The organism is Candidatus Pseudoscillospira sp. SGI.172 (genome assembly GCF_050313575.1).
GTDB lineage: Bacteria > Bacillota > Clostridia > Oscillospirales > Oscillospiraceae > Vermiculatibacterium.
In genome coordinates this window covers 17,591-39,807 of sequence record NZ_JBNPLQ010000004.1, presented here as the reverse complement: position 1 = coordinate 39,807, position 22,217 = coordinate 17,591, and the positions used below count along the sequence as shown (strand labels likewise).

The following is a 22,217-nucleotide window of genomic DNA, read 5'->3' as shown; positions in this document are numbered from 1 at the left end:
TGGGAAGGAAGCCCGAACGGGCGTCAGCAGTTCAAATAGCCGCCGTCCACCGCCAGCAGATGGCCGTTGACGTAGTCGGAGGCGGAGGAGGCCAGGAACACCACCGGGCCCATCAGGTCCTCGGGCTGTCCCCAGCGGCCCATGGGGATCTGGGCGTTGATCTGGGCCACGGCGTCGGCGTGGGTGCGGAGGTTGGCGGTGTTGTCGGTGACCATGTAGCCTGGGGCAATGGCGTTGACGTTGATGTGGTATTTGCCCCACTCGTTGGCCCAGGCCCGGGTCAGGCCGTAGACGGCGTGCTTGCTGGCCACATAGGCCGCGTCCCCGGAGCCGCCCCGGCAGGACTGCACCGAGCAGGTGTTGATGATCTTGCCGCCCCCCAAAGCGATCATCTGCCGGGCGATGTCCCGGGTGAGGAGAAAGAGGGAGCGGAGGTTGACTTCCATCACCGCGTCAAAATCCTCGGCGGTGTGGTTCTCGGCGGGGGAGAGGCGGATGATCCCGGCATTATTGACCAGAATGTCCACCCGCCCGAAGGCGTCGACGCATTTTTTCGCCAGCGCAGGGGCGAGTTCGCTGTTTCCCAGGTCGTGGGTGATGGGAAAGGCTCTGCGGCCCAGCGCCTCGATCTCGGCCTGGGTGGAGCCCATGCCGTGATAGCCTACGCCCACGATGTCGGCTCCCGCCTGAGCCAGGGCGATGGCCATGGCACGCCCCAGACCCCGGCTGACGCCGGTGACCACGGCAACTTTTCCGTTCAGTGAAAAATCCATCACAGCTCCTCCTCAACGGGCGGGTGGGGGAGGTAGCAGTCCTCATCCCGGAAGGCGGGGGAGACCACGCAGGAGACCAGGGCAAAGTCGCCGTCGACCACCCGGGTGGTCTGCCACGCGCCGGCAGGCACCACCGAGACATAGCCCGAGTCCACCCCAAGCCGGGGGCCAAAGACCTGCTTCGCCCCGGGGACGGGCCGCTCGCCCGCGCCTCCCAGCGTGGTCTCCAGACTGCCACCGGCGTGCCAGGTCCAGACCTCGTTGGACTTGAGCTGGTGCCAGCGGGAGCGCTCTCCCTTTTTTAAAAGGTAGTAGATGCAGCTGACCGTGGTGTCGTCCGCCGAGCGCCACATGCACCGGTGCCAGCCGCCCTCGTCCTCCAGGGGCACCAGCTCCAGGGCGGCGATCAGTTCTTCCGCCGTATGTTCCATCACACACCCTCCCGTTTCCGGGCCAGCTGCTGATAAAAGCCGGTCATGGACTTGAGGGTGGCGGCCTGAGCCTCGGTCATCTCCACGCCGCCCCCCATTTGGTTGACATAATAATAGACCTTGGCAGTCTGCTCCACCGTCTCCATGCGGTCGAAGGCGGAGAGGAGGGAGGGGCCCCAGGTCAGGGCACCGTGGTTGGCCAGCAGGACGGCGGAGTGATCCCGGACGAAGGGACGGACGGAGGCGGGCACCTCGTCGGTGGACAGCATGGCAAACTCGGTCACCGGCACCTCTCCCAGGCCTACCACCATCTCGGCCAGGTAGCGCTGGGTGAGGGGCTTGCGGCAGATGGCGAAGGCGGTGGATATGGGGGGATGGGCGTGGACCACGGCGTTCACGTCGCTCCGCTCCCGGTAGAGCATCCAGTGCATTTTGCTCTCCGAGGAGGGGTTCCGGTCTCCGGAGAGAATGTTGCCCTCCAGATCGGTCTCCACCAGCATGTCCGGGGTCATCCGGCCCTTCCCCACCCCGGAAGGAGTGATGAGGACGGTTCCCCAGGGGGTGCGGGCGGAGACATTTCCGTCGTTGCTGACCACATAGCCCCGCTCATACAGCAGGTGGCAGATCTCGCAGAGCTCTTCTCGCAGTTGCTGATCCATACGATGTCCTCCGTATTGTAAAATGGTATTTGAAGTGTAGCATGAAGGCGGGGGAAAAGCAAGGCGCTTCCGCCGGAGCGTTCAGGGCCCGGAGAGGGAAAAATCCTCCAGCGCGGTGCGGTCGAGAAGGCGCAGGGAGCGGTAGCCCGTCTCGATCCAGCCCAGGCCCGTGAAGCGGGAGAGCGTCCGGCTCACGGTGACCCGGCTGGCTCCCACGGCGGAGCCCAGCTCCTCATGGGTGGCCCGGACAAGCCCGTGGCCGTCGGCCCGGCTGAGCAGCAGTCCCGCCAGGCGGCGGTCGGCGGGGTGAAAGGAGATATCGTCCACATGACCCGAGAGCATCCGCACGGTCCGGGCCAGGTAGCGGAGCATGGGGAAGGCCAGTTCGGGGTGGGCCTGAAACACCCGGTCCAGCTGGGACCGGTCGATGCGCACCGCCCTGCACGGAGTCACCGCCACGGCGGAGGAGACCCGTGGACACTGGTCGAAAAAGGAGGCCTCCCCCATGAGATCCCCCGGGGCGTGGAGGGCGAGCAGCCGCTCGGAACCCTCCGGAGAGCTGATGTAGCTTTTGGCGGTGCCCTCCAGCAAATAGAAGAACCCGTCGGCCTCCGTCCCCTGGAGATAGATCATCTGCCCCGGGGCAAAGGCCCTCGGCTGGCGGCCCTCGGCCAAGGGGGCCCAGTCTTGCTTCATATGCCTCACCTCGGCAAAATTGTATCACGTGCTACATTCTTATGCAAGAAAAAATGCCATACTGGAGCCAACAGAAAGGGAGGGACCGAATATGGGAATGACCATGACCCAGAAGATCCTGGCAAAACACGCGGGCGTGGAGGCGGTGCGGGCGGGACAGCTGATCGAGGCGAAGCTGGACCTTGTGCTGGGCAACGACATCACCACCCCTGTGGCGATCACGGAATTTGAGAAGGCGGGGCTGACCCAGGTCTTTGACCGGGACCGGATCGCCATCGTCCTGGACCACTCCACCCCCTGCAAGGACATCAAGTCCGCCCAGCTCTGCGCCCAGGCGCGGAGCTTTGCCCGGCGGTTCGACATCACCCATTTCTACGACGTGGGACAGGTGGGCATCGAGCACGCTCTGTTGCCCGAAAAGGGCCTCACCGCCCCCGGCGAGGTCATCATCGGGGCTGACTCCCACACCTGCACCTACGGCGCGCTGGGCGCGTTCTCCACCGGCGTGGGCTCCACCGACATGGCTGCCGGCATGGCCACGGGGCTTGCCTGGTTCAAGGTGCCCGCCGCCATTCGGGTGGTGCTGACCGGAAAGCTGCCCCCCTATGTGGGCGGCAAGGACGTGGTTCTCCATCTCATCGGCCTCATCGGGGTGGACGGGGCCCTCTACCAGTCCCTGGAGTTTGCCGGGGAAGGGGTGGCCGAACTGACCATGGACGACCGCTTTACCATCTCAAACATGGCCATCGAAGCGGGGGCCAAGAACGGCATCTTTCCCGTGGACGAGCAGACCCGGGCCTACCTGAAGGACAGGGTGGACCGCCCTTGGGAGGCCTTTGAGGCCGATCCCGATGCCGTCTATGACCGGGAGGTGGTCATCGACCTGTCCGCCCTCCGGCCCACCGTGGCCCTGCCCCACCTGCCTTCCAACACCAGGACGGTGGATGAAGCGGCGGGCATGGGGGTGCAGCAGGTAGTCATCGGCTCCTGCACCAACGGACGCCTGAAAGATCTGGCGGAGGCCGCCGCCATCCTGGCTGGACGGAAGGTCCGGGACGGGGTGCGGTGCATCGTCATTCCCGCCACCCAGCAGATCTACATGGACGCCATGAAGGCGGGTTACATCGAGACCTTTATCACCTCCGGCTGCGCCGTCTCCACCCCCACCTGCGGGCCCTGCCTGGGCGGACACATGGGCGTGCTGGCGGACGGGGAGCGGTGTGTGTCCACCACCAACCGGAATTTTGTGGGCCGCATGGGCCCCGTGAGCTCGGAAATCATTCTGGCCAGCCCCGCCGTGGCTGCCGCCTCCGCGGTGGCCGGCGCCATCATCGACCCGGCCGCCCTCTCCTGAGCAGGGGAGCCGAAACTTCTATCAAGAGCAGCGAAAGGACGGAGCAGTCATGAAACTATATCAGTACGGCGACAACGTGGACACCGACGTCATCATTCCCGCCCGGCACCTGAACGACCCGGATCCCAAGGCGCTGGCCTCCCACTGCATGGAGGACATAGACCCCGCTTTTGCCTCCACCGTGGAGGCCGGAGACATCATTGTGGGTGGCGCCAACTTCGGCTGCGGTTCCTCCCGGGAGCACGCCCCCCTGGCCATCCAGTCCTGCGGGGTGAAGTGCGTCATTGCCAGGAGCTTTGCCCGCATCTTCTACCGCAACGCCATCAACATCGGCTTTCCCATTCTGGAGTGTCCAGAGGCGGTGGACGGCATCTCGGCGGGGGACACCGTGGATGTGGACTTCGCCACCGGGATCATCACGGACGAGACTGCGGGCAAGTCTTGGCAGGCGGCCCCTTTCCCGGCCTTCATCGACGGCATCATCCGGAGCGGGGGACTGCTCAATTCCCTGAAGGCGAGAGGTGTGGCGAAATGAATTATAAAATTGCGCTCATCCGGGGCGACGGCATCGGCCCCGAGGTGGTGAACGAGGCCGTGGGCGTGCTGGACGCGGCGGCGGCCAAGTTCGGCCATCATGTGGAGTATGTGGACGTGCTGCTGGGCGGCTGTGCCACCGACGCGGTGGGGAAGAGCTATCCCGACGGCACGGCGGAGCGGTGCCGTGCCTGCGACGCCGTCCTGCTGGGGGCGGTGGGCGGCCCCAGGTGGGGGGCCGACAAGCCCGCCGAGCAGCGCCCGGAGACCGCCCTTCTGGCGATCCGCAAGGACCTGGGGCTGTATGCCAACCTCCGCCCGGCCACCCTGCGTCCCGCCATGGCGGAGGCCAGTCCGCTGAAAAAGGAGACGGCGGAAAAGGGCATCGACCTCATGATGGTCCGGGAGCTCACCGGCGGGATCTACTTCGGCCAGCGGGGCCGGTATGAGACTGAGGATCGGGGCACCGAATGCACCGATCTGATGGCCTACTCGGAAAAGGAGATCGAGCGGATCGGCCGTCGGGCCTTTGAGCTGGCCCGTCTCCGCCGGCACAAGGTGTCCAGTGTGGACAAGGCCAATGTGCTGGAGACCTCCCGGCTGTGGCGGAGCGTCATGCACCGCCTGGCGGCGGAATATCCCGACGTGGCCTACGAGGACGTGCTGGTGGACAACTGTGCCATGCAGCTGGTGCGGGATCCGGGCCAGTTCGACGTGGTGGTGACCGAAAACATGTTTGGCGACATCCTCTCCGACGAGGCCAGCATGGTCACCGGCTCCATCGGCCTGCTGCCCTCCGCCTCCATCGGCGACGGCGCTCCCGGGCTTTATGAGCCCATCCACGGCTCTGCCCCCGACATCGCCGGACAGGACAAGGCAAACCCCATCGCCACCATTCTGTCGGTGGCCATGATGCTCCGTTACTCCTTCCAGCGGGCCGAGGAGGCACAGGCCATCGAGCAGGCTGTGGACGCGGTCCTGGCCGAGGGCTGGCGGACCCCCGACATCGCCAGGCAGGGGGAGAGCAGCATCGGAACCCGGGAGATGGGCCGCCGCATCCGGGAGAAGCTGTCGGAGCTGTAAGAGACTCATACAAGAAAGGAAAAAGCGGGCGATCTCAGACCGCCCCTGCGAGAGACACGGTATTCCCGCAGGGGCGGACCGGAGTTGTCCGCCACATTTATAGTTTTTTCCAAGAATGTTATACTGGCTCAAAAGGATCTGCGGGGGTGCAGATCCTGCGCTGAGCGCGGCTGTTTGGAAGGAGACTGCAGGTAAACCACCCGGCGACGCAGCGAAACTGATGGTCGGTTGAGTTATGACAAGCGGGCGGCTATCATGAAATCATCAAGGCGAGAGGAGAAAATGACAGTATGAAGAATGGTACGCTTGGAATGATGATTTCATCCTTGAGAAAAAGTCAGGAAATGACCCAGCTCGAATTGGCGGAACAGATGGGGGTCACGGACAAAGCCGTATCAAAATGGGAGAGGGACATATCCTGCCCTGATGTCAACTCTCTTCCAAAATTGGCGGAGATCCTGGGTGTATCGGTGGATGAGCTGATGCAGAGTAAAACAAAGGGAAAAGTGCAGGAGCAGAGTTCCGTTGCAGAGACGATCCAGGTAATCCTGAAAGCAATACCCGTGGCCATGGGCGTTGCAGTTACGGTCCTTTCCGCGCTTGACAAGATCACTTCACCGTCTGCCTTTTCCCTGCTTGGTATTGGCCTTGCCTGTGCGGGCGTTTCCCTGCTGAACGGCAAGCATTGACCGGGGCCGGGGAAAACGGCAGATCGTTTTCCTGCCTGCGGCTCTTTTCGGCGGAACAAAACACGGCCCTGCTGAGGTTCACTCAGCAGGACCGTGTTTCATTTGCGTTTATGTCCGCCAAAAGGCCATCCAGCGCTCCGCCAGGGAGACGGGATATCCCTTCATCCTGCGGAACCGGAGCTCGGCCAGACGCTCCGCCCGGCGGGCCCGCCGCTCTTCCGCAGTGGGAAAACCGCTGTCCGAGCCGGCCATCTGCAAGACCTCACTCTGCGTGGAAGCGGGGAGTTCGATCCCTCCAAAACGAATTGCATACATCAGGAAACGCTCCTTTCCCCAAGGGCCGTTTCAAGGCCCCTATCCTTATCCATAGTATATGCCCGGGAAAAGGAAAATGCAAGATATATTGCAAAAATGAAGGAAAACTTTTTCGTCTTGCAGGCGTGCTGTCAAATCAGCCCCGGTGGCGGGTCTGCCAGGCCCGGTTGATGGCGGAGAGGATGCCGCGCAGGGGGGCCAAATTGATGTTGTGATCCATGCCGACGCCAAAAATGTCCCGCCCGGTCTCGTCCCGGAGCTGGATGTAGGCCACAGCCATGGAGTCGGAGCCGCTCTGCACGGCGTGCTCCTTGTAGTCCACAAAGGTGAAGCGGTCCATCTTCTGGCCGTGGATGGCGTTGAAGAAGGCGTCGATGGGGCCGTTGCCCTCGCCGGTGACATCAAAGACAGTGTCGGTGTGGCGAAGGGTGCCGGTGAACCGGACGTGGGAGGCGCCATTTTCCTCCACTGTCTCCGCAAAGGAGTGACGGAGGAGCTGATAGGGGGCGGTGGCGGCGATGTAGTTTTCCCGGAAGAGCTCGAAAATGCGCTGGGGGGGGAGCTCGGTGCCCGCCCGTTCGGTCTCGGCCTGGACGATGCGGCCGAATTCCGGCTGCATGGACTTGGGCAGGTCGTAGCCGAAGTTCTGCTGCATGACGAAGGCGGCACCGCCCTTGCCCGACTGGCTGTTGATGCGGACGATGGGCTCATATTCCCGTCCCACGTCGGCGGGGTCGATGGGGAGGTAGGGGATCTCCCAGAATGGGCTGCCGCTCTGGCGCATGTACTGGGTGCCCTTGTTGATGGCGTCCTGATGGGAGCCGGAGAAGGCGGTGAACACCAGCTCGCCCACATAGGGCTGGCGGGGGCCGATCTTCATCTTGGTGCAGCGCTCGTACACGTCCCGGATGCGGTTGATCTGGGAGAAGTCCAGCCGGGGGTCCACGCCCTGGGTGTAGAGGTTGAGGGCCAGGGTCACCATGTCCACGTTGCCGGTGCGCTCGCCGTTTCCAAAGAGGGTGGCCTCCACCCGGTCGGCTCCGGCCAGCAGGCCCATCTCGGCGGTGGCCACGCCCTCGCCCCGGTCGTTGTGGGGGTGGAGAGAGAGGATGGCCCGCTCCCGGCCGGGGAGCTTCTCAATGAAGTACTCGATCTCGTCGGCAAAGTAGTTGGGCATGCAGTTCTCCACGGTGGTGGGCAGGTTGAGGATGACGGGCTTGGCGGCGTCGGCGTGGAGAGCGTCCAGCACGGCGGCGCAGATCTCGGCGGCGGCGTCCATCTCGGTGCCCATGAAGGACTCGGGGGAGTACTCGTACCGGAGGTCCATGCCCGAGGCGATCACCGGCTGGGCCATGTCGTAAATCAGCTCGGCGGCGTCCACGGCGATCTGCTTTACGCCCTGGACGTCGGTGTGAAAGACCACTTTCCGCTGGAGGGTGGAGGTGGAGTTGTAGAAGTGGAAAATGACGTGTTTGGCCCCCTCAATGGCCTCAAAGGTCCTGGTGATGAGGTGGGGCCGGGCCTGGACCAGGACCTGAATGGTCACGTCGTCCGGAATGTGGCCGCCCTCAATGAGGGTGCGGCAGAAGTCGTACTCCACCTCGGAGGCGGAGGGGAAGCCCACCTCGATCTCCTTGACGCCGATGTCCACCAGCGTATGAAAGAACTCCAGCTTTTCCTCCACGTTCATGGGGTCCACCAGTGCCTGGTTGCCGTCCCGCAGATCCACCGAGCACCAGACGGGGGCCTGCTTGAGCTCCTTGTCGGGCCAGGAGCGGCGGGGGCGCTTGAGGGGGACGAAGGGGATGTACTTCTCAAAACCTTGCTTCATGATCGATTTCCTCCTTGCGTGTCAGGGGACAAAAAAACGCCCCTGACCAAATCTGGTCAGGGGCGTGTAAGACGCGGTACCACCCTGCTTCAGCCGCCGGTTGCCCAGTCGGCCCTTGTGGCCTCCAACAAGGCCATGACCGGTAACGGGGTCAGACGATCCGGCCTACTTCCCAGCGGGTTCAGCCGAACAGCTCAGGGACCAGTATTCGCATTTCTGCTCACCCGTTGGCTCGCACCGACCGCCAATTCTCTGAGGACGCTGGAAATGCCTTCTTCCCTTCATCACATTAAAGTCATTTTAAAACCTTTTCCGTTATTTGTCAAGCCCGCATTTTGCCTCGTCCAGTTTCTTTCGCACCGCCTCGTTGACCGCCTTGGGGTCGGCCCTGCCCTTGAGCTGGCGCATGACCTGGCCCACCAGGAAGCCGAAGGCTTTCTCCTTGCCGGAGTGAAAGTCTGCCACCGACTGGGGGTTGGCCGCGAAGGCGGCCTCCACCGCGCCGGCCACCGCACCGGGGTCACTGATCTGCTCCAGGCCGTGTGCCTTGACGTAGCCGTCCACATCGCCGTCGTCGGCGAAGACGGCCTCAAAGACTTTGACGGCGGTGTTGCGGTTGAGCTTGCCCGTCCGCACCAGCTCGATGAGGTGAACCAGGGTCCTGGGGGAGAGCTTCATGTCCTTTGCCTCCAGGCCCCGGGCGGAAAGCTGTCCCAGCACCTGCCCCATGATCCAGTTGGCGGCCTGCTTGGGGTCGGCACCCAGAGCCACCGTGGATTCGAAGAAGTCGGCCAGGGCCTTTTGGCCGGTGAGCATCTGGGCGTCGTACTCCGGCAGGCCGTAGTCCGCCTGGTAGCGGGTCATTTTCTCCTCCGCCATCTCGGGCAGCCCGGCCCGGAGGTGGTCCAGATATTCCTCGGACAGCTCCAGAGGCGGGATGTCCGGCTCGGGGAAGTAGCGGTAGTCCTGGGCGTTCTCCTTGGAGCGCATGGCGAAAGTGGCGTCCTTGTTGTCGTCCCAGCGCCGGGTCTCCTGGATGACCCGTTTGCCCTCCTCGATGAGCTCGATCTGCCGACGGGTCTCATAGGCGATGGAGCGGGAAATGGCTTTAAAGGAGTTGAGGTTCTTCATCTCTGTGCGGGTGCCCAGTTCCTCCGAGCCGGCGGGGCGTACCGACAGGTTCACGTCGCACCGCAGGGAGCCCTCCTGCATCTTGCAGTCGGAGACGCCCAGGTACTGCAGCGTGGAGCGCAGCTTCTCCAGATAGGCCACCACCTCCTCGGCGGAGCGGAAGTCGGGCTCGGTGACGATCTCGATGAGGGGGACGCCGCAGCGGTTGTAGTCGCATTTGGTCTGGTCCAGCCAGGGGTCGTGGACCAGCTTGCCCGCGTCCTCCTCCATGTGAAGCTCGTGGATGCGGATGACCTTCTCCAGCCCGGAGGGGGTGCGGATGGGCACCCTGCCGTCCCGGACAATGGGGAGGTAGAGCTGACTGATCTGATAGGCCTTGGGCAGGTCTGGGTAGAAGTAGTTCTTCCGGTCGAACCGGCAGAAGCGGGTGATGTCGCCGTTGAGGGCCAGCCCGGCCTTGACCGCAAACTCCAGCACGGATTCGTTGAGGACGGGGAGGGTGCCGGGCATTCCGGTGCACACCGGGCAGCAGTGGGTGTTGGCCTCGCCGCCGAAGGCAGTGGTGCAGGAGCAGAAGATCTTGGTTTTGGTGGCCAGCTCCACGTGGGTCTCCAGGCCGATGACAGTTTCCCAGGTCATACCGCGGCGCCTCCTTTCCGGGCAGGGGTTTGTCTGTGGAAGTCGGTCTCCAGCTGGAAGGCGTGGGCGGCATTCAGAATGACGCCGTCGCCGAGGGCGGGGCCGATGAGCTGGGCACCGATGGGCAGGCCCTGACTGTCAAATCCGCAGGGGACTGAGATCCCGGGCAGCCCCGCCAGGTTGAGGGGGACCGTGTAGATGTCGGAGAGGTACATCTTCAGCGGGTCGGACAGGCTCTCCCCCAGCTTGGGCGCGGTGGAGGGGGCCACGGGAGTGAGCAAAACGTCATACTTTTGAAACGCCTCGTCGTAGGCTTTCCGGATGACGGCCTTGGCCTGGAGCGCCTTTTTGTAGTAGGCGTCGTAGTAGCCGGTGGAGAGGACGAAGGTGCCCAGCAGGATGCGCCGCTTGACCTCCTCGCCGAAGCCCTCGGTCCGGGTCCTGCGGTAGAGGTCGGTGAGATCCTCATATCCCTCGGCTCTCCAGCCGTACTTCACGCCGTCAAACCGGGAGAGGTTGCTGCTGGCCTCGGCGCAGGCGATGATATAGTAGGTGGGCACCACATAGTCCATGACGGGGAGGGAGAACTCCTCCACCACGGCCCCCCGGCTGCGGAGCGCATCCGCCGCGGCCAGTACGGCTCTGCGCACCTCCGGGTCCAGCCCGTCCCCGAAGCACTGGGCGGGGAGGCCGATCTTCAGTCCCCCTACCTCTCCGGTGAGGGAGCGCAGCAGCGTTCCGTAGCTGCCCTCCAGACTGGTGCCGTCCCTGGGGTCCTTGCCTTGAATGAGGTCCAGCACCGCGGCGCAGTCGGCGGCGGAGCGGGCGATGGGGCCCATCTGATCCAGGGAAGAGGCGTAGGCGATGAGGCCGTAGCGGCTGACAGTGCCGTAGGTGGGCTTCATGCCGGTGACGCCGCAGTAGGACGCGGGCTGGCGGATGGAGCCGCCGGTGTCCGAGCCGATGGCGTACCAGATCTCTCCGGCGGCTACGGCGGCCGCCGCGCCGCCCGAAGAGCCGCCGGGGGCCCGGGTCAGATCCCAGGGGTTTTTGACGGCCCCGTAAAAGGAGGTCTCCGAGGTGGAGCCCATGGCGAATTCATCCATGTTGAGCTTGCCCAGGCACACGGCCCCCGCCCGGGTCAGCTTTTCCGCCACAGTGGCGTCGTAGGGGGGCTGGAAGCCGCCCAGCATTTTGCTGGCGCAGGAGGTCATCACTCCCCGGGTGCAGATGTTGTCCTTCAGTGCCATGGGAACCCCGGCCAGCGGGCCGTCCGCCGGTTCTCCCGCCGGAACGGAGTTGGCAGTGACGGTGATAAAGGCGTTGTTCTCGGGCTGGCAGGCGCGGATGCGCTCCCGGGCCGCCTCCAGGACGTCGGCGGGGGAGACCTCGCCCCCATGCAGGGCCGCGCCCAGCTCCAGCGCGGTCAGCGCGCACAGCGGTGTGTTTTTCATCTCACTCCACCGCCTTCGGGACCAGGAACGCCTCATCGTCGTGCCCGGGGGCGTTCCAGAGCAGGTCGGCCCGGGGCCAGGAGGGGACCACCCGGTCGGGCCGCATGACGTTTTTCACCGGAAATACATGGCTCAGCGGCTCCACGCCTGTGGTGTCCAAGGACTCCAGCACATCCATATAGGAGACGATCCGCTCCAGCTCTGCGGTCATTGCGCCCCGCTCCTCCTCCGGCAGTCTCAGCCGGGAGAGGACGGAGATGTAGTCCACCATTTCTTCTGTGATCTTCATTCAAATACCTCCTTGTTTGCTCACGGCTCCAGCCGGCTGAGATCCCGGGGAAAGAGGCAGGCGCGGCGGACGTTGTCCAGCCCGCACAGGCGGGCGGTGAGCCGTTCCAGCCCGATGCCCAGCCCGCCGTGGGGGGGCATGCCCGCCCGGTGGATCATGAGGTAGCTCTCAAACTCCTCCGGGTGCATCCCCCGGGCGAGCATCTTGTCCACCTGCTCCTGATAGTCGTGGATGCGCTGGCCGCCGGTGGTGACCTCCACGCCCCGGAACAGCAGGTCAAAGGAGAGCGTGTATTTGGGGTTTTCCGGGTCGTCCATGGCGTAAAAGGGGCGCTTTTTGCTCGGGTAGTGGGTGACAAATACAAAGTCGGAGCCCAATTTCTCTTTGGCATAGCGGCCGATGTTGTGCTCCTCCTCCGGCTCCAGGTCGTAGGGGTCCCGGATGGGGCGGTGGTATTCCTCCGCCGCCAGCTGTTTGGCCTCGTCGAAGCGGAGCACGGGGATGGCCGACACGCCGGGCAGCTCGACCCCGAGGCGGGCGAGATCGGCGGCGTACTCCGCCGAGAGCAGTTTCACGGCGTTTTGAAGGAACCGGGTCTCCACCTCCATGATGTCGTAAAAGGAGTCGAGAAAGCCCATCTCAAAGTCCATGGAGGTGTATTCGTTCAGGTGGCGGGGGGTGGAGTGCTTCTCCGCCCGAAAGACGGGGGCCACCTCAAAGACCTTTTCATAGACTCCTATCATCATCTGCTTGTAAAACTGGGGGGACTGGGCCAGAAACGCCTTGCGGCCGAAATAGTCCAGCCGAAAGATGTTGGAGCCGCCCTCCGCCCCGGCGTGGACGATCTTGGGTGTGCGGATCTCGGTGAAGCCGTCTGCGTGGAGGGTGTCCCGGAAGGCCCTGGCCAGGGCCTCCTGCACCCGGAACACAGAGCGCTGCCGCAGGTTGCGGAGCACCACCGGCCGCAGGGCCAGCTCGGTGTCCAGGTTCAGATCCAGCTTCCATTTGGACACGGGGACGGGGAGAGGGGCGGCAGGCCGGGAGAGAACGGTCAGCGTCTCCGCTGCCAGTTCCATGCCGCCGGGGGCGCGCTCCTCGGCCCGGAGAACGCCGGTCACCGCCACGGCGCACTCCTCGGTGACGTCCCGGAGCGCGGCGTCCTGGGCAAAGACGCACTGGAGCACCCGCTCGGGGCCCCGGAGGGTGAGGAAGGTGATGCCGCCCAGCTTTCTGAGGGCGTGGACCATGCCCCGCACGGTGACGGGGCGGTCCGGCAGGGCCGCAGGGCAAAGGGTTTTCAGGGGGGTGAAGGTCTCGGTCGGGATTCCGCTCATTTTTTTCATGGGGATCACACCTTATGACTCGGCCCGGCCCCTTCGCCGGGAACCGAAAAGAATGGAGCCTGAGACGAAAAAAGTCCCGAAGCTGTTGCTACACAGCTTCGGGACGGAAATATTCCGCGGTACCACCCAGGCTTGCCGCCTCACCATTGAAGCGGCCACTCTTTTCCCGTAACGTGGGAGGACGCACGGCCCTGACGCCTCTCGGCCTCGAACCGCGGGCTCCGGAGTGTTGCGCTGCCTCTCTTTGCCGGAACGGGCTCTCAGTCGGTGACCCGTATTTCCTGTCGGCACGCCCGAGGAACGGTCTCCTTCATCGCTTTTATTTGGTGTTATTATACGCAGAACTTTATCAAATTACAATGGTGAATTTACACAGAATCCCAACTTTCCAACGGCCTTTGTGTGTGGTACAATGTTCATAAACACAAAGGGGGAGAGGATATGAACGAGTGGGAGTCTCTGCGCGGCGAGTGCCTGAACTGCCGCCGCTGCGCTCTGGCGGAAACCCGCACCAACGTGGTCTTTGGGGAGGGAAATCCCCAGGCGGAGGTCCTGTGTATCGGAGAGGGCCCCGGCGAGCAGGAGGATCTGACCGGCCGTCCCTTCGTGGGCCGGGGGGGCAAGCTGCTGGACGACATGCTGGAGATCATCGATCTGAGCCGGGAGAAAAACATTTATATCGCCAACATGGTCAAGTGCCGCCCGCCCCAGAACCGGGACCCGCTGAACATTGAGCAGGAGGCGTGTTCTCAGTGGCTGGAGACGCAGATCAGATTGATCCAGCCCAAGATCATCATCTGCCTGGGCCGGATTGCGGCGATGAAATACATTCGGGACGACTTCAAGATCACCCGGGAGCACGGCCAGTGGTTTGAGAGGGACGGCATTTTGCGCACGGCCCTCTATCATCCGGCGGCCATTCTGCGGGACCCCCGCCGCCGCCCCGAGACCTTTGAGGATCTCAAAGCCATCCAGGCCAAGATTCGGGAGATCTGTGACCACACCTACTGAGGCGTGTCACAGGTCCTGGATATTCATCTTGTCCAGGTCCTTTTTTTCAATAAACCGTTTCCGGGTGGTGCGGTAGATCAGCAGAAAGACCAGGGTTGGGATGTTCAAAATGAGGAGACTCCCGGCCAGGCTCAGGAAGGCGGCCGGCAGATTTTGGGAGGCAAGATTGAACAGCAGAAGGAGATCGCCGCCCACGGAGCACAGAGCGGACAAGATCGGAAGCACCCGCCCTGGCCAGGGGCTTTCGGTCCTGGACAGGAAGTATTCCAGGATGCCAAACAGGGCGGTGGGAATCCCCAGGTAAATCAAAAGCGCGGGGATCAGAAGAGCGGCTGTGATCTGCATGTTACAGGTCCTCCTTTTGTTTTCGATATTCCTGAATGAGGAGCTTGGCGGTGTCGAAGTCCAGCTTGTCGTTGACGGCCAGCCGCTTCACCAGCGCCACATAGGGGTCCTGAGCCCGGTCCTCGCCCAGTTTGATTTTCTGGATGAGCCGGTCCAGCCGCAGGCGCACGGTGGGGTAGGTCACGCCATACAGGGCGGCCGCCTCCTTCAGGGAGCCGGAGCAGAGGACAAAGCTGCGGATAAAGGCCAGGTCCTCCTCCTCCAGCGCGGCCATCCAGTCCGGGAGTATTTCCATGGGAACACGCACCTCCGTTTCCTAAGTGCTTTTATAATATAAAAGATAACATTTAATTTTATGAAAGTCAATATTTTGTTTTTCTTTATGAAAGTTGAAGATGCAAAAATTTGACTGTAAGGTTGCTTTTCCCCGGAAGCGGGGACTATAATAAACCCAAATCGTCTCAAGGATGGGAGGAAATCAGTATGGCAAAATTGCTTCAGCTTTTGGAGAGCGACTGCACCCTGACCCGCGATCAGCTGGCATCCATGACCGGCATGACGGTGGAGGAGGTCGAGGCCGCCATCAAGCGATATGAGGATGAAAAGATCATTCTGGGCTATCAGGCGGTGGTGGACTGGGACCGCACCCATCGGGAGGCTGTCACGGCCCTCATTGAGGTCAAGGTGACCCCTCAGCGCGGAGAGGGCTTTGACCGGGTGGCCGAGCGCATCTACCAGTATGACGAGGTGGAGAGCGTGTACCTCATGTCGGGCGCGTTTGATCTGACCGTCATCATCTCGGGCCGCACCCTCAAGGAAGTGGCCCATTTTGTGGGGGAGAAGCTGGCCACCCTGGAAGATGTCACCGGTACTGCCACCCACTTCATTCTGCGCAAGTATAAAGAGAACCACCTGATCTTTGAAAAGAGGGAAGAGCAGGAGAAGGAGTGGATTTTCGTATGAATTACGATTCGATCCTCTCGGAGCGGGTCAAGGAGCTCCGGCCTTCCGGTATCCGGCGCTTCTTCGACATCCTGGAGGAGATGAAGGACGCCATCTCCCTTGGCGTGGGCGAGCCCGACTTCGTTACCCCCTGGCACATCCGGGACGCGGGCATCTACTCGTTGGAGAAGGGATTCACCAAGTACACCTCCAACGCCGGCATGGCCGGTCTGCGGCGGGACATTGCCTCCTATCTGGAGCGCCGTTTTGACCTGAAATACGACTTCGCCACCCAGATGATCGTCACCGTGGGCGGCAGCGAGGCCATCGACATGACCATGCGGGCCCTTCTGAACCCGGGGGACGAGGTCATCATCCCTGTGCCCTCCTTCGTTTGCTATGCCCCGCTGGCGCAGATGACTGGCGCCAAGGCCGTGCTGGCCGAGACGCGGGTGGAGGATGAGTTCAAGCTCACCCCCGAGCTGCTGAAATCCTGCCTCACCCCCAAAACCAAGCTGGTGGTGGTGCCTTTCCCCAACAACCCCACCGGCGGCATCATGGAAAAGGCGGACTACGAGGCCCTGGCCGAGGTGCTCCGGGGCACCGGCGTGATGCTCCTCTCCGACGAGATCTACGCCGAGCTGACCTATGGCCAGCACCACTTTTCTCCGGCCAACCTGCCCGAGCTCTATGACCGGACGGTGGTGGTCAACGGCTTCTCCAAGAGCCACGCCATGACCGGGTGGCGCATGGGCTATGTCTGCGGACCGGCCCCCATCATCAAGCAGATGCTCAAGCTCCACCAGTTCGGCATCATGTCAGCACCCACCACCAGCCAGTACGCCGCCATCGAGGCCATGCAGAACGGCGACCGGGACATCGAGAAGATGCGGGACGAGTACGACGGCCGCCGCCGCTACCTGGTGGAGGGCCTGCGCCGGATCGGCCTGCCCTGCCACGAGCCCAGGGGCGCTTTTTACGTATTCCCCGACATCCGAGGGACAGGCCTCAGCTCAGACGAGTTCTGCGAGCGGTTTCTCATGGAGGAGAAGGTGGCCGTCATCTCCGGCGCGGCCTTCGGTCCCGGCGGCGAGGGCTTTGTCCGCTGCTGCTATGCCACCTCCATGAAAGACATCGCCGAGGCGCTGACCCGGCTGGATAACTTCCTCACCAATCTGAAAAAGAAGCAGGGGCGGGGCGAGGCCTGACGCCTCCTGAAAAGGAGCTGACTGTATATGTCCGAACTGTTTGAAGGGCTGGCCTTCTCCCCCGCAGACATCCTGCTGCCGGTGGAATGCGAATACACCAAGTGGTCCGTGGTGGCCTGCGACCAGTACACCTCACAGCCGGAATACTGGCAGCGGGTGGAGGAGTTCGTGGGCTCCGCCCCCTCGGCTCTGCGCCTCATCCTGCCCGAGAGCTGCCTGGACGGCCCCAACGTGGAGACCGACATCATGGAGATCAACAACACCATGACCCGCTATCTCCGGGAGGGCCGCTTCCGCACGCTGCCCGGGGCTCTTATCTACGTGGAGCGCACCCTGAAAAACGGGAAGGTGCGCCGGGGCCTGGTGGGCAAGGTGGATCTGGAGCAGTACGACTACGAGCCCGGCGCTCCCTCGGCTGTCCGGGCCACCGAGGGGACCGTCATGAGCCGCATCCCGCCCCGGGTGGCGGTGCGGAAGAACGCCCCCATCGAGCTGCCCCACATCATGCTCCTGTGCGACGACCCGGAACAGACGGTGATCGAGCCCCTGGGCGAACGGAAGGGCAGCATGGAGCTGCTCTACGATTTCGACCTCATGGAGGAAGGCGGCCATCTGACCGGCTGGCTGCTGGATGAGGCGAGCGCCGCCCGGACGGCGGCGGCGCTGCGGGCCCTGTTTGACCCGGCGGCGTTCCAGGCCCGGTACGGCCTGGAGCCGGGGATCCCGGTCCTCCAGTTCGCCGTGGGAGACGGCAACCATTCCCTGGCCACCGCCCGGGAGTGCTATGAGCGCCAGAAGCGGCTCACGGACCCCGCCCACTGGGCCGAACTGCCCTCTCGTTACGCACTGTGTGAAGTAGTTGACCTTCACGATGATTCTCTGGAATTTGAGCCGATCCACCGTGTGGTGTTTGATGTCAATGGAAAAGACTTGCTGGCTTCTCTACGGCAGTCTTTTCCCAGTTCTCATAACGGGGAAGGGGCGGGCCACGTTCTCCGCTATGTCTGGGCTGGGGGAGAGGGCGCGGTGACGGTGCCCAGCCCGGAGCAGCAGCTCCCGGCGGCCACGCTCCAGACCTTTCTGGACGGCTATGTCAAAGAGCACGGCGGCAGCATCGACTACATCCACGGCGCCGATGTGGCTCAGGACCTGGGCCGCCGCAGCGGCAATATGGCATTCCTGCTGCCTCCCATGGGCAAGGACGAGCTGTTCCCCACCGTGATTCACGACGGCGTACTGCCGCGCAAGACCTTTTCCATGGGCCAGGCCAACGACAAGCGCTTTTATTTAGAAGCCCGGAGGATCCGCTAAAGGAGAAGAGCATGCCTTCCATGACTGTACAGGCCCCCGCGAAACTGAATCTGACTCTGGATGTGCTGGGCAGGCGTCCCGACGGATACCATGAGATGAAGATGGTGATGCAGTCGGTCTCCCTGACGGATACACTTATTCTGGAGACCGTGCCGGGAGAGGGGATCTCCCTGTCCACCAATTTGGGCTTTCTGCCGGCGGATGACCGGAACCTGGCCGCCATCGCGGCGAAAAAGCTGGCGGAGGCCACCGGAGCGGACTTCGGACATCTGAACATCACCCTGAAAAAGCGGGTGCCGGTGTGTGCTGGGATGGCGGGAGGCAGCTCGGATGCCGCCGCCGTTCTCCGGGGCCTCAATGAGCTGCTGGGACTGGAACTGACGCCAGAGGCGCTGGCCCGGATCGGCGAGGGGGTCGGCTCCGATGTGCCCTACTGTGTTCTGGGCGGAACCGCCCTGGCCGAGGGCCGGGGGGAGGCGGTCACGCCACTCCCGTCTCTGCCCAACTGCTGGACGGTGCTGGCCAAGCCAGGTTTCTCCGTCTCCACACCGGAGCTCTTCCGCCGTCTGGACAGCCAGCGGCTGCGCTGCCACCCGGACACTGCGGGGATGCTCTCCGCCCTGGAGGCGGGGGACCTGACCGGTGTGGCCCGGAGGCTTTTCAACGTCTTTGAAGAGGTGCTGCCTGTCCGGCGGCGGGAGCGGGTGGAGGAGCTGAAGCAGGCCATGCTCCACGGGGGCGCGCTGGGGGCCAGTATGAGCGGCACCGGCCCCACCGTGTTCGGCCTCTTTGACACCCGGGAGGCCGCCCGGCGGGGCTATGAGCTGGTCAAGCCCCTCTGCCGGGACACTTTTTTGGCTCAAACGCTCTAAAACGGAATAATTCTCCTCAAAAAGGGAAGAATGGACACACCTCACATAGAAAGGTGTGTCCATTTTGGTACATGAGAAGAAAAATCGGTTTTATCGCTGGGAGCTGGCCCTGCTGCTGGGTGTGGCTCTGGCGGCGCTGATCGGCACCTGGCTTTCCGGACAGCAGTCCGCTCTGGCGGGGCGGGTGGTGCGGCTCCATGTGATCGGGGCATCAGACTCGGTGGAGGATCAGGCCGCCAAGCTGCGGGTGCGGGATGCGGTGCTGGAGAAGGCCGGGCCTTGGCTGGAGGGGATCTCCGACCAGGAGGAGGCCGGACGGGTGCTGGCGACCCATCTGGAGGAGCTGGCCCGGGCGGGGGCGCAGGCATCGGACGGCGCGGCTGTCACGGCCGAGCTGGAGGACGACGCCTGGTTCCCTACCAAGCGCTACCCGGACTTCGCCCTGCCCGCCGGACGCTATACCGCGCTGAAGATCACCCTGGGGGAGGGGGAGGGCCGCAACTGGTGGTGCGTGGTCTTTCCGCCCCTGTGCCTGGGTTCGGTCACCGAGACGGTGTCGGAGCGGGCGGAGGGCTTCAGTGAGGATCAGGTGTGCCTGGTGACCGGGGAGGACGAGGGCTATGTGGTCCGCTTCAAGGCGGTGGAGCTCTGGAACGAGCTCACAGACCGCTTTCAGTGACCCGGTGCGAGATCAGACAGCAGTGGGCCGTTTCTGTGTGCCGCAGCTTTTCCCGGCGGCTCCGAAACAGGGGGACGGAGCCTGTCAAAGTTTTCTCTCGTTCTTTTCTTGTTCGAAAGAAAGGAACGAGTAGACGGGTTTCCCGTCCCAGCCGGTAACGGTATGGGCGGTGTAGAGGCAGTTGAGGACAGCCTCCTCCGTACACTCGGCGGCGGCCCGGAAGGGCAGATCCATTTTGTTTTCGTGAAAGGCGGTCACCGTGCGGGTGGCCGCTTTTTCTCTGGGATCGAAGGCGTTGGCGGTGGAGAAGGCCAGAAAGACCTCGCCGCTGCCGTGGCCGATGAAGGAGCCCAGCCTGGCCAGGCCCACCGATGCCCGGCGGGCCACCCGGCCCAGCTGGCGGCTGTCCAGAGGCAGATCGGTAGCCAGGATCACGATGCAGGAGCCCACATCGGATTCCCGGGCGGCCTTCTCCGGGGTGATCTCCAGCCCCACCCGCCGTCCGTCGATGGTGAGGTCGGCCAGACGGCCGTGGTTGGCCAGCACCAGCGCGCCCAGCGTGTAGTCCCGCCCGTTCAGCGTCAGACGACGGGAGGCGGAGCCGATGCCCCCCTTGAGCCCGTGGCACACCATGCCCTTGCCCGCGCCCACATCCCCCTCGTCAAAGTCGGGGGAAGCGGCGGCCAGGGCGGCAAAGACCTGCTCCCGTCCCACCGCTCTCACCTGGATGCGGTTGAGCCCGCCGTCGTTGCACTCGCAGACCACCGGATTGACCGACGTCAGGTCGATACCCTCGGCCTCACAGCGGCCGATCAGATACTCCACCAGGGCATCGTGGACCAGGCCAACGTTCAGCGTGTTGGTGAGGGCGATGGGGGTCTCCAGGGTTCCAAGTTCCTCCACCTGTACCAGACCCGCTGTCTTGCCGAAGCCGTTCAGGACGAAGGCGGCGGCAGGGAGCTTATGGACAAAGGGATTTTCCGGACCGGGGAGCACTACCGTGACCCCGGTCTTGTGCTCTTCAGTGTCTACGGTGCAGTGTCCCACGGTGATGCCGGGCACGTCGGTGATCTTGTTTCGGGGCCCGATGGGGAGCTCTCCCACTGTGACGCCGTGATCTCTGGCGCGGAGCTGAACCATGATCCATTCCTCCCAATGTGTGTTTTCTCCATTTTACCCGGAAGGGGTAAGGACGTCAACGAAAACGGGAGACTTTCACAGAAGAAGAGGTAGGACCGCTTTCGAAATCTGGCGGGAACGTCACTTGCGTTTTTCTGTGGGTTTCCTATAATGGCTCTATGTGCAGAATGACCCCGGAAGGACCGGACAAGGAGAGCCTATGAAAAAAAATACAAGCCATATTCTGGGCCTGAGCTGGCCTATTTTTGTCGAGCTTCTGCTCCAGATGCTGGTGGGCAACGCCGATCAGATCATGGTGGGCTGGCGTGACCCCGCCGGAGTGGGCGCCATCGGAAACGCCAATCAGGTCACCAATCTGGTGCTGCTGGTCTTTTCCGTGGTGTGCACCGCCTCCATGATCCTCATTTCCCAGTACATCGGGGCCCGGGATACCGAAAAGGTCAATCAGACCTACGCCGTGGCGCTGACGGCCAATCTTGTGTTTGGTCTGGCGGTCAGCCTGATCCTGTTTTTCGGCTGTGGTCAGATCTTCCGGTGGATGGGAGTCCATGCCGACATTTTCGGCCGGGCCTGCGGCTATCTGCGCATCATTGGCGTAGGGATGGTCTTCCAGGCGGTCTATCTCACCTTCACCGCCTTTTTCCGAAGCAGTCAAATGATGGAGGAGACCATGATCGTCTCCGTGCTGATGAACTGCATGAACATTGTCGGTAACGTCCTGCTCATCAACGGCTTTGGCCCTGTGCCTGCCCTGGGTGTTCTGGGGGCGGCCCTTTCCAGCGATCTCTCCCGGGCGGCCGGGGTGTTGATCATCGCGGTGCTCTTCCGCCGGCGGTTTGGACCGGTGCTCCGGCTGAGCAGCCTGTGGCCTTTCCCTGCCGAGCAGTTCCGGCGGCTGCTGGCCATCGGCTTGCCCACGGGGGGAGAGTCCCTGTCCTATCATTTCTCCCAAATCTGTATTCAGACCATCTGCAACCGTTTTGCGCAGTTTGTGGTAAACACCCGGGTATACGCAAACCTCTTCGCCAACATAACCTATTTGTTCGGCTCTGCCCTTTCTCAGGCCGGACAGGTGGTGGTGGCCCGGCTGATGGGCGGAGGCAACATCCAGGCCACCCGGAGCAGCGTGAAAAAGGCCCTTCTGGGGTCGGTGGGAGTCTCGCTGACCGTGTCGGTGGTTTTGTTCATTTTTGCAAGGCCGGCCTATTCCCTCTTCACAAAAGATCCGGCCGTCCTGGCCCTGGCACAGACCGTTATGCTTCTGGAGATCCCCCTGGAAGCGGGGCGGGCGGTGAACATGGTGCTGTGCCGTGCGCTTCAGGCCTGCGGCGACATCCGTTACCCCATTGTCCTGTGTGTCATTTTGCCTGGGTAATTGGGGTAGGGGGGAGTTGGCTCTTCGGGGTCACGCTTGGCATGGGGCTGGCGGGACTTTGGCTGGCCATGGCGCTGGACGAGTGTATCCGGGCGGTGCTTTTTTTGTGCCGG

At 63.2% G+C, this 22,217-nt stretch carries 24 protein-coding genes and 1 other annotated feature; of the genes, 11 read left to right on the top strand and 13 right to left on the bottom strand.

From position 1 onward, the window contains the following. Window positions 1–23: 23 nt before the first annotated feature. The 4 genes from ACQRD3_RS02955 to ACQRD3_RS02940 all read right to left on the bottom strand — a co-directional run bounded on the left by ACQRD3_RS02955 (window position 24) and on the right by ACQRD3_RS02940 (window position 2,559). On the bottom strand, window positions 24–773 hold the full coding sequence (locus ACQRD3_RS02955) for an SDR family oxidoreductase (protein WP_427779746.1): 750 nt from the start codon (window positions 771–773) through the stop codon (window positions 24–26). After that, a complete protein-coding gene (locus ACQRD3_RS02950) occupies window positions 773–1,204 on the bottom strand; it encodes a cupin domain-containing protein (protein ID WP_080908500.1) in 432 nt (143 codons plus the stop codon). Before ACQRD3_RS02950 ends, ACQRD3_RS02955 begins: the two co-directional genes overlap by 1 nt. Next, window positions 1,204–1,863 carry a class II aldolase/adducin family protein gene (locus ACQRD3_RS02945; protein WP_080908499.1) on the bottom strand — a complete coding sequence of 220 codons (660 nt, stop codon included), beginning with the start codon at window positions 1,861–1,863 and terminating at the stop codon, window positions 1,204–1,206. The genes ACQRD3_RS02950 and ACQRD3_RS02945 overlap by 1 nt, the downstream gene beginning before the upstream one ends. 81 nt (window positions 1,864–1,944) lie before the next feature. After that, window positions 1,945–2,559: a Crp/Fnr family transcriptional regulator gene (locus ACQRD3_RS02940; RefSeq protein WP_080908498.1), complete on the bottom strand. Its 615-nt coding sequence runs from the start codon at window positions 2,557–2,559 to the stop codon at window positions 1,945–1,947. 91 nt (window positions 2,560–2,650) lie between these two features. Here ACQRD3_RS02940 and leuC point away from each other — a divergent pair, with 91 nt between their 5' ends. The 4 genes from leuC to ACQRD3_RS02920 all read left to right on the top strand — a co-directional run bounded on the left by leuC (window position 2,651) and on the right by ACQRD3_RS02920 (window position 6,219). Continuing rightward, window positions 2,651–3,913, top strand: coding sequence for a 3-isopropylmalate dehydratase large subunit (gene leuC, locus ACQRD3_RS02935; protein ID WP_427779743.1), 1,263 nt, complete (start codon window positions 2,651–2,653; stop codon window positions 3,911–3,913). A 49-nt stretch (window positions 3,914–3,962) separates the two neighbouring features. Continuing rightward, window positions 3,963–4,448: a 3-isopropylmalate dehydratase small subunit gene (locus ACQRD3_RS02930; RefSeq protein WP_427779741.1), complete on the top strand. Its 486-nt coding sequence runs from the start codon at window positions 3,963–3,965 to the stop codon at window positions 4,446–4,448. Then, window positions 4,445–5,530 (top strand): 3-isopropylmalate dehydrogenase, encoded by a 1,086-nt coding sequence (gene leuB / locus ACQRD3_RS02925; protein WP_427779739.1) that lies wholly within the window; start codon window positions 4,445–4,447, stop codon window positions 5,528–5,530. The genes ACQRD3_RS02930 and leuB overlap by 4 nt, the downstream gene beginning before the upstream one ends. A 290-nt stretch (window positions 5,531–5,820) precedes the next feature. Then, on the top strand, window positions 5,821–6,219 hold the full coding sequence (locus ACQRD3_RS02920; RefSeq protein WP_427779737.1) for a helix-turn-helix domain-containing protein: 399 nt from the start codon (window positions 5,821–5,823) through the stop codon (window positions 6,217–6,219). Window positions 6,220–6,327: 108 nt separating this feature from the next. On the opposite strand, the gene ACQRD3_RS02915 is transcribed toward ACQRD3_RS02920, so the two are convergent. The 6 genes from ACQRD3_RS02915 to aspS all read right to left on the bottom strand — a co-directional run bounded on the left by ACQRD3_RS02915 (window position 6,328) and on the right by aspS (window position 13,221). Beyond that, entirely contained in the window at window positions 6,328–6,534 is a 207-nt protein-coding gene (locus ACQRD3_RS02915) for a hypothetical protein (protein WP_080908494.1), read from the bottom strand. A gap of 136 nt (window positions 6,535–6,670) precedes the next feature. Beyond that, window positions 6,671–8,365 carry a 2-isopropylmalate synthase gene (gene leuA, locus ACQRD3_RS02910; protein WP_080908493.1) on the bottom strand — a complete coding sequence of 565 codons (1,695 nt, stop codon included), beginning with the start codon at window positions 8,363–8,365 and terminating at the stop codon, window positions 6,671–6,673. A 55-nt stretch (window positions 8,366–8,420) separates the two neighbouring features. After that, window positions 8,421–8,659 (bottom strand) — a binding site (T-box leader). 21 nt (window positions 8,660–8,680) lie between these two features. Then, window positions 8,681–10,135 carry an Asp-tRNA(Asn)/Glu-tRNA(Gln) amidotransferase subunit GatB gene (gene gatB / locus ACQRD3_RS02905; RefSeq protein ID WP_427779735.1) on the bottom strand — a complete coding sequence of 485 codons (1,455 nt, stop codon included), beginning with the start codon at window positions 10,133–10,135 and terminating at the stop codon, window positions 8,681–8,683. Then, on the bottom strand, window positions 10,132–11,589 hold the full coding sequence (gatA, locus tag ACQRD3_RS02900) for an Asp-tRNA(Asn)/Glu-tRNA(Gln) amidotransferase subunit GatA (protein WP_427779733.1): 1,458 nt from the start codon (window positions 11,587–11,589) through the stop codon (window positions 10,132–10,134). Before gatA ends, gatB begins: the two co-directional genes overlap by 4 nt. A gap of 1 nt (window position 11,590) precedes the next feature. Beyond that, the gene (gene gatC, locus ACQRD3_RS02895; protein ID WP_427779731.1) at window positions 11,591–11,878 is read right to left on the bottom strand and encodes an Asp-tRNA(Asn)/Glu-tRNA(Gln) amidotransferase subunit GatC; all 288 of its coding nucleotides are present in this window, start codon (window positions 11,876–11,878) and stop codon (window positions 11,591–11,593) included. A 20-nt stretch (window positions 11,879–11,898) separates the two neighbouring features. Continuing rightward, the gene (gene aspS, locus ACQRD3_RS02890) at window positions 11,899–13,221 is read right to left on the bottom strand and encodes an aspartate--tRNA(Asn) ligase (RefSeq protein ID WP_427779729.1); all 1,323 of its coding nucleotides are present in this window, start codon (window positions 13,219–13,221) and stop codon (window positions 11,899–11,901) included. Between the two features lie 441 nt (window positions 13,222–13,662). On the opposite strand from aspS, the gene ACQRD3_RS02885 reads away from it, so the two are divergent. Then, entirely contained in the window at window positions 13,663–14,232 is a 570-nt protein-coding gene (locus ACQRD3_RS02885) for a uracil-DNA glycosylase (RefSeq protein ID WP_080908488.1), read from the top strand. 6 nt (window positions 14,233–14,238) lie between these two features. On the opposite strand, the gene ACQRD3_RS02880 is transcribed toward ACQRD3_RS02885, so the two are convergent. Both ACQRD3_RS02880 and ACQRD3_RS02875 read right to left on the bottom strand, forming a co-directional pair. Then, a complete protein-coding gene (locus ACQRD3_RS02880; RefSeq protein ID WP_427779726.1) occupies window positions 14,239–14,577 on the bottom strand; it encodes a hypothetical protein in 339 nt (112 codons plus the stop codon). A gap of 1 nt (window position 14,578) precedes the next feature. Further along, window positions 14,579–14,872 carry a DUF2089 family protein gene (locus ACQRD3_RS02875; RefSeq protein ID WP_427779724.1) on the bottom strand — a complete coding sequence of 98 codons (294 nt, stop codon included), beginning with the start codon at window positions 14,870–14,872 and terminating at the stop codon, window positions 14,579–14,581. Between the two features lie 188 nt (window positions 14,873–15,060). Between ACQRD3_RS02875 and ACQRD3_RS02870 the strand changes: the two genes are divergently transcribed. The 5 genes from ACQRD3_RS02870 to ACQRD3_RS02850 are packed head-to-tail and all read left to right on the top strand — an operon-like array spanning window position 15,061 to window position 19,589. Continuing rightward, window positions 15,061–15,540: an Lrp/AsnC family transcriptional regulator gene (locus tag ACQRD3_RS02870; RefSeq protein WP_427779722.1), complete on the top strand. Its 480-nt coding sequence runs from the start codon at window positions 15,061–15,063 to the stop codon at window positions 15,538–15,540. Further along, on the top strand, window positions 15,537–16,727 hold the full coding sequence (locus ACQRD3_RS02865; RefSeq protein WP_080908484.1) for an aminotransferase class I/II-fold pyridoxal phosphate-dependent enzyme: 1,191 nt from the start codon (window positions 15,537–15,539) through the stop codon (window positions 16,725–16,727). Before ACQRD3_RS02870 ends, ACQRD3_RS02865 begins: the two co-directional genes overlap by 4 nt. Before the next feature lie 27 nt (window positions 16,728–16,754). After that, complete coding sequence (locus ACQRD3_RS02860) at window positions 16,755–18,038, top strand: DUF1015 domain-containing protein (protein WP_427779720.1); 1,284 nt, start codon at window positions 16,755–16,757, stop codon at window positions 18,036–18,038. Window positions 18,039–18,049: 11 nt separating this feature from the next. Beyond that, complete coding sequence (ispE, locus tag ACQRD3_RS02855; protein WP_427779718.1) at window positions 18,050–18,910, top strand: 4-(cytidine 5'-diphospho)-2-C-methyl-D-erythritol kinase; 861 nt, start codon at window positions 18,050–18,052, stop codon at window positions 18,908–18,910. 55 nt (window positions 18,911–18,965) lie between these two features. Further along, a complete protein-coding gene (locus ACQRD3_RS02850) occupies window positions 18,966–19,589 on the top strand; it encodes a stage II sporulation protein R (RefSeq protein ID WP_427779716.1) in 624 nt (207 codons plus the stop codon). An 84-nt stretch (window positions 19,590–19,673) separates the two neighbouring features. On the opposite strand, the gene ACQRD3_RS02845 is transcribed toward ACQRD3_RS02850, so the two are convergent. Then, entirely contained in the window at window positions 19,674–20,729 is a 1,056-nt protein-coding gene (locus tag ACQRD3_RS02845; protein ID WP_080908481.1) for a P1 family peptidase, read from the bottom strand. A 199-nt stretch (window positions 20,730–20,928) separates the two neighbouring features. On the opposite strand from ACQRD3_RS02845, the gene ACQRD3_RS02840 reads away from it, so the two are divergent. Then, a complete protein-coding gene (locus ACQRD3_RS02840) occupies window positions 20,929–22,104 on the top strand; it encodes an MATE family efflux transporter (protein WP_427779714.1) in 1,176 nt (391 codons plus the stop codon). Window positions 22,105–22,217 lie beyond the last annotated feature (113 nt).